This window comes from Sphingopyxis sp. (assembly GCF_035250425.1).
GTDB lineage: Bacteria > Pseudomonadota > Alphaproteobacteria > Sphingomonadales > Sphingomonadaceae > Sphingopyxis.
In genome coordinates, this window is sequence record NZ_DATFFD010000017.1 from 1 (window position 1) to 4,810 (window position 4,810).

Sequence of the window (4,810 nt, forward strand, 5' to 3'; positions counted from 1 at the left end):
TCCTGTGGGTCAAGGCGCTCGACGATGTCGAAGGCAAGCTGTTCGCGCTGCGCCGTGATCCCGAAACCGGCAAGTGGAGCCAGAAAGAGGTGCCGCTCGCGAATAACGCGACGGTCGGGATCGCCGGCACGATCGGCAAGCGCGACATCGTCCTTGCGACCGCAGAGACGATGCTGATGCCCCCGACGCTCTACGCCGCGACCGAAGGCAAGGCGCCGCAAGCCGTGCAGAGCCTGCCCGCGACCTTCGACGCGAAGGACATGAGCGTCGAAAAGCGCTTCGCGACGTCGAAGGACGGCACGAAAATCCCCTATTTCCTCGCGCGCAAGAAAGGCTCGACCGGCCCTGTCCCCGCGCTCGTCCACGCCTATGGCGGCTTCCGCGCCGCGCAGACGCCGGGTTATCTTACCGGCCAGCCGTATCGCGCCGGCCCGCTCGGGCTGTTCTGGGTCGAGGACGGCAACGCCTATGTCCTCGCCAATATCCGTGGCGGCGGCGAATATGGCCCCGCTTGGCACCAGGCGGCGCTGCGCGAAAAGCGTCAGGCGAGCTTCGACGATCTCCACGCGGTTGCCGAGGATCTGGTGAAGACCGGGGTCAGCGCCAAGGGCAAGATCGCGATTTCGGGCCGCTCGAACGGCGGCGTCCTCGTCGGCGCGGCGATGACGCAGCGCCCCGACCTGTACGGCGCGGTGATCTCGGGCTCGCCGATCAAGGATATGTGGCGGTACGACAAGATGCTCGCCGGGGCTTCGTGGGTCGCCGAATATGGCGATCCCGACGTGCCCGAGGATTGGGCCTTTCTGTCGAAATATTCGCCGTACCAGAACATCCGCAAGGGCGTGAAATATCCGCCGATCTTCCTCTATCTCTCGACCAAGGACGACCGCGTCCACCCCGGCCACGCGCGCAAATATGCCGCGCGACTGATGGAGAACGGCAACCGCGTCTATTATCACGAATATATCGAGGGCGGCCATTCGGTCGGCGCCGACCATGCCGAGGATGCGGTGCGCGCCGCGATGCTCCACGGCTTCCTGCTGCGCGAACTGGTGGAGAAGAAATAGCGGCGCGCCAGAGCAACGGGCGTTAATCGACACCCCCTCCGCTCGAACGGGACGGTGGCTCGGATTAAACGCGCCGCAAGAATCGATCGCGCGCTAACGGATCTGCCGTTTCTCCAGCTTTCGCGCCAGCGTGCGCCGATGCATCCCCAGCCGGCGGGCGGTCTCCGAAATATTGAAATCGGTCTCGACCAAGGTCTGGTGGATATGCTCCCACTCGACGGTCTTGATCGACGATTGGCGGTCGCCCACCGGCGTTTCGGCATTGCCCTCGGCGCGGTCGAACGCCGCCTCGATGTCGTCGGTGTTCGACGGCTTGGCGAGATAATAGGAGGCGCCGAGCTTGATCGCCTCGACCGCGGTGGCGATGCTCGCAAAGCCCGTGAGCACGACGATCCGCATCGTCGCGTCGCTCGCGCGCAGCGTCTGCACACACGCCAGCCCCGACGCGCCGCCCAGCTTCAGGTCGACGACCGCATAGCCCGGCCGGAACGCCTGCAAAATCGCGGCCATCTCCTCGGGGCCGTGCGCGACCTCCACCGCATAGCCGCGCCGCTCGAACGAGCGTTTCAGCGTCCGCGCGAACGCCTCGTCGTCCTCGACGATCAGCAAGTGCCGCTGCTCGGTCATGTCTTCTCTCCACCGGGCCGTGCGAGGGCCGAAACGGGCAGGAATATCCGCACCAGCGCGCCGCCCGCATCGCGATTGGAGACGCTGGCGCCGCCGCCGAGCTTGCGCAGCACGTTGACGAGCAGGAACAGCCCGAGCCCGCCTCCGGGACGTCCCTTGGTCGAGCGATAGGGCTGGCCGAAATTCGCGAGCATCTCGTCGCTGAACCCCGGTCCGCGATCGGCGATCTCGATCACCAGCATGTCGCCGTCGCGCGAGGTCGTGAAGCTCGTCCAGTCCGGCGATACTTCGGCCGCATTGTCGAGGACGTTGCCGATCACCTGCCGCAGCGCCGGGTCCGACACGATCGCGACATCGGCGCCGAAGCGGTCGTTGAACTCGAGCGTGCCCGGGCGGCGGGCGGCGCGCGCGTGCGCGGCGATCTCGTTGAACGCGGCGCGCATCGTCGTCAGCTGCGGCGCCTCGCCGCGTGCCTCGCCCGCCGACATCAAGATGCCGCTGACGATCGCCTTGCAGCGCTGCACCGCCGCATCCATGTCGGCCAGATCCTCCTGCATCTCGCGATCCTTCGCGAGCCGCGGCGCCGCCTTCCAGTCGCCGATCAGCACCGACAGCGTCGACAACGGCGTGCCCAACTCATGCGCCGCCCCCGACGCGAGCAGCCCCATGCGCACAATATGATCCTCCTCGGCAGCACGCTGGCGGCTCGCCGCGAGCGCGGCATCGCTGTCGCGCAGATTGCGGTTGATCCGCGTGACGAAGGCGACGAACAGCACGGCGATCAGCAGGAAGCAGACAAAACTGCCCTTCAGATACAGCCCCATCGGATCGTCGGCATAGGTCGGCGGCAGCACCAGCGGCGTCGGATCGATGCGCAGCGCAGCGAGCGCCGCCAATGCCGCGACGACGATCGCCCACGACGAACGCGGGGTGAGCAGGATCGCGCCGATCACGACCTGCAACAGAAACAGCGAGGCGAAAGGATTGGCGAGCCCGCCGCTGTGATGCAGCTGCCACCCGAGCGCCGCGACATCGAACAATAGCGCCGCGGTCAGTTCGGCATTGGTCACCGCGCGCCCACGGCGAAGCAAGGCGATACTCGCGAAGTTGATCGCGATCAGCACCATGATCGCGGCGAGCAAGGGCGCGTGCGGCAGCGCGATGCCCATCGGCCCGCTGACGATCCCGATCGTCGCGAGCTGCCCCCCGACCGCGATCCAGCGCAGCTGGACCAGCAGCGTCATGTTGCGGCGGCCGGCGGGGACCCTTGACGGCGCGGTCGGCGGGATGGTCGGGCGGGTCATCATTCGCGAATACGCCACAGCCGCCATGCGAAAAAGAGGCTGAGCGCACAAAGCGCAAACCAGGTCAGCGCATAGACCAGATGATTGTCGGGAAAGCGCACGACGGTGAGGCCGCCGACCGGATAGCCGCCGGGGTTGGGCTTCGCATCGGCATCGACGAAATAGGGAGCGGCATTGCCGAGCCCCCTCGCCTTCGCGATCGCCGCGACATCGCGCGAAAACCAGCGATCCGCCGCCGGGTCGTTCGAGCGCAGGAACGCGCCCTCGGGCTCGGTCATCCGGAGCAAGCCGGTCACCGTCACGCGCGCCGCGACATTGCCCACCGCGCGCACCTTCGGATCGCGCCGGTCCTTCGGCACGAAACCGCGATTGACGAGCAAGGTGAACCCCGGCGTTTCGAGCGGGGTCAGCACCCAGAAACCGGGGCCGCGATCGGTCACCGCCTGCACCAGCGTCTCTCGATCATGGCTAAAAGTGCCCGTCGCGGTGACGCGCCGATAGGCATCATCCTTCGCGTCGACGGCATCCCACGCACCGGGGCCCGGAGCCGCCACCGGCGCCGCATGGATACGCGCCTCGACCGCCGCGACCAGCTCATGCTTCCACACACGCCGCTCGAGCTGCCAGACGCCAAGCGCCGCAAGAGCCACGGCCACAATCAGCGCCGCCGCGGCAAAAACCCCGCGGCGGGTGCGTGTCACGGCACCTGACCCGTTGTCGTACCCGCGGTCTGACTGGTCGGTTCGTGCGGCATCGGCATCATATTGGTGTTGAGATGGTGCATTACCCACAGCGATCCCGCGAGCATGATCACCACGACGATCACGGTGAAGATCAGCGAGGTCAGCGACCATCCGCCCTCGGCCTTCGGCGTCATATGGAGGAAGAAGACCATGTGGACGACGATCTGCACCACGGCGAACCCCATGATGATCGCGCCGGTCGTTCCTGCACTGAGGGGCAACGTCATTACCAGCCAGAAGGGGATGGCGGTCAGCATCACCGACAGGACGAAACCGATGATATAGTCGCGCATCGACGCGTGCGGCATCTCGATCTCGTGATGGCCGTCGTGCGGATGGGCGGCGGCGTGATGATCGCGGCTCATCGCAGCACTCCCATCAGATAGACAAAGGTGAAGACGCCGATCCACACGACGTCGAGGAAGTGCCAGAACATGCTGAGGCACATCACGCGGCGCTTGTTCGCGGCGATCAGCCCGTGCTTCGACAGCTGGAACATCAAAGTCACCAGCCACACGATACCGAAGGTGACATGCAGCCCGTGCGTGCCGACCAACGTGAAGAAGCTCGACAGGAAGGCGCTGCGCTGCGGCCCCGCGCCGATCTCGATCAGATGGTGGAATTCGAACAATTCGATCCCGAGGAAGGCGAGCCCGAACAGCGCGGTGACCGCGAGCCAGATCTGCACGCCCCTCACCTTGCCCTGCTGCATCTGGAGCACCGCAAAACCATAGGTGATCGACGAGAAGAGCAGCATCGCGGTGTTGAGCGCGATCAGCTTCAGGTCGAACAGATCCTTCGGCGCGGGCCCCGCGGCATAGCTGCCACCGAGCACGGCGTAGCAGGCGAAGAGGATCGCGAAGATGAGGCAGTCGCTCATCAGGTAGATCCAGAAGCCCAGCATCGTGCTGTGCCCTTCGGGATGCGGATGCTCGTCGAGGGCGTAGAAGTGGACGGGCTGGTCGGCGGTGATGATCTTGGCACTCATCGCATCAGGCTCCGGCCGCCAGCTGGCGGGTCCGCGCGTCCTCGACCGCGGTGACCGTCGCCGCCGGAATGTCGAAATCGC

General features: G+C 66.1%; 6 protein-coding genes. 1 reads left to right on the forward strand and 5 read right to left on the reverse strand.

The features are described 5' to 3' along the window. Positions 1–1,067 (forward strand): prolyl oligopeptidase family serine peptidase (locus VJ811_RS01220; RefSeq protein ID WP_324070395.1); only part of this gene is annotated, 1,067 nt, incomplete at its 5' end. A gap of 93 nt (positions 1,068–1,160) precedes the next feature. Here the strand turns inward: VJ811_RS01220 and VJ811_RS01225 are convergent. From VJ811_RS01225 to cyoC, 5 genes are read right to left on the reverse strand one after another with little or no spacing between them, the layout of a single operon-like run. Then, complete coding sequence (locus VJ811_RS01225) at positions 1,161–1,694, reverse strand: response regulator transcription factor (protein WP_324070397.1); 534 nt, start codon at positions 1,692–1,694, stop codon at positions 1,161–1,163. Then, positions 1,691–2,998, reverse strand: a complete 1,308-nt coding sequence (locus VJ811_RS01230) for an ATP-binding protein (protein WP_324070406.1) — start codon at positions 2,996–2,998, stop codon at positions 1,691–1,693. Before VJ811_RS01230 ends, VJ811_RS01225 begins: the two co-directional genes overlap by 4 nt. Beyond that, positions 2,998–3,699 carry an SURF1 family protein gene (locus VJ811_RS01235; protein WP_324070400.1) on the reverse strand — a complete coding sequence of 234 codons (702 nt, stop codon included), beginning with the start codon at positions 3,697–3,699 and terminating at the stop codon, positions 2,998–3,000. The genes VJ811_RS01230 and VJ811_RS01235 overlap by 1 nt, the downstream gene beginning before the upstream one ends. Next, the gene (gene cyoD / locus VJ811_RS01240) at positions 3,696–4,106 is read right to left on the reverse strand and encodes a cytochrome o ubiquinol oxidase subunit IV (RefSeq protein ID WP_324070402.1); all 411 of its coding nucleotides are present in this window, start codon (positions 4,104–4,106) and stop codon (positions 3,696–3,698) included. Before cyoD ends, VJ811_RS01235 begins: the two co-directional genes overlap by 4 nt. Then, positions 4,103–4,729, reverse strand: coding sequence for a cytochrome o ubiquinol oxidase subunit III (cyoC, locus tag VJ811_RS01245; RefSeq protein WP_324070404.1), 627 nt, complete (start codon positions 4,727–4,729; stop codon positions 4,103–4,105). Before cyoC ends, cyoD begins: the two co-directional genes overlap by 4 nt. Positions 4,730–4,810 lie beyond the last annotated feature (81 nt).

What these genes read in the sequence shown, in the direction of transcription:
- cyoD (WP_324070402.1), bottom strand. Translation starts at nt 4,106, where the DNA reads ATGAGCCGCGATCATCACGCCGCCGCCCATCCGCACGACGGCCATCAC.
- cyoC (WP_324070404.1), bottom strand. Translation starts at nt 4,729, where the DNA reads ATGAGTGCCAAGATCATCACCGCCGACCAGCCCGTCCACTTCTACGCC.
- VJ811_RS01225 (WP_324070397.1), bottom strand. Translation starts at nt 1,694, where the DNA reads ATGACCGAGCAGCGGCACTTGCTGATCGTCGAGGACGACGAGGCGTTC.
- VJ811_RS01230 (WP_324070406.1), bottom strand. Translation starts at nt 2,998, where the DNA reads ATGACCCGCCCGACCATCCCGCCGACCGCGCCGTCAAGGGTCCCCGCC.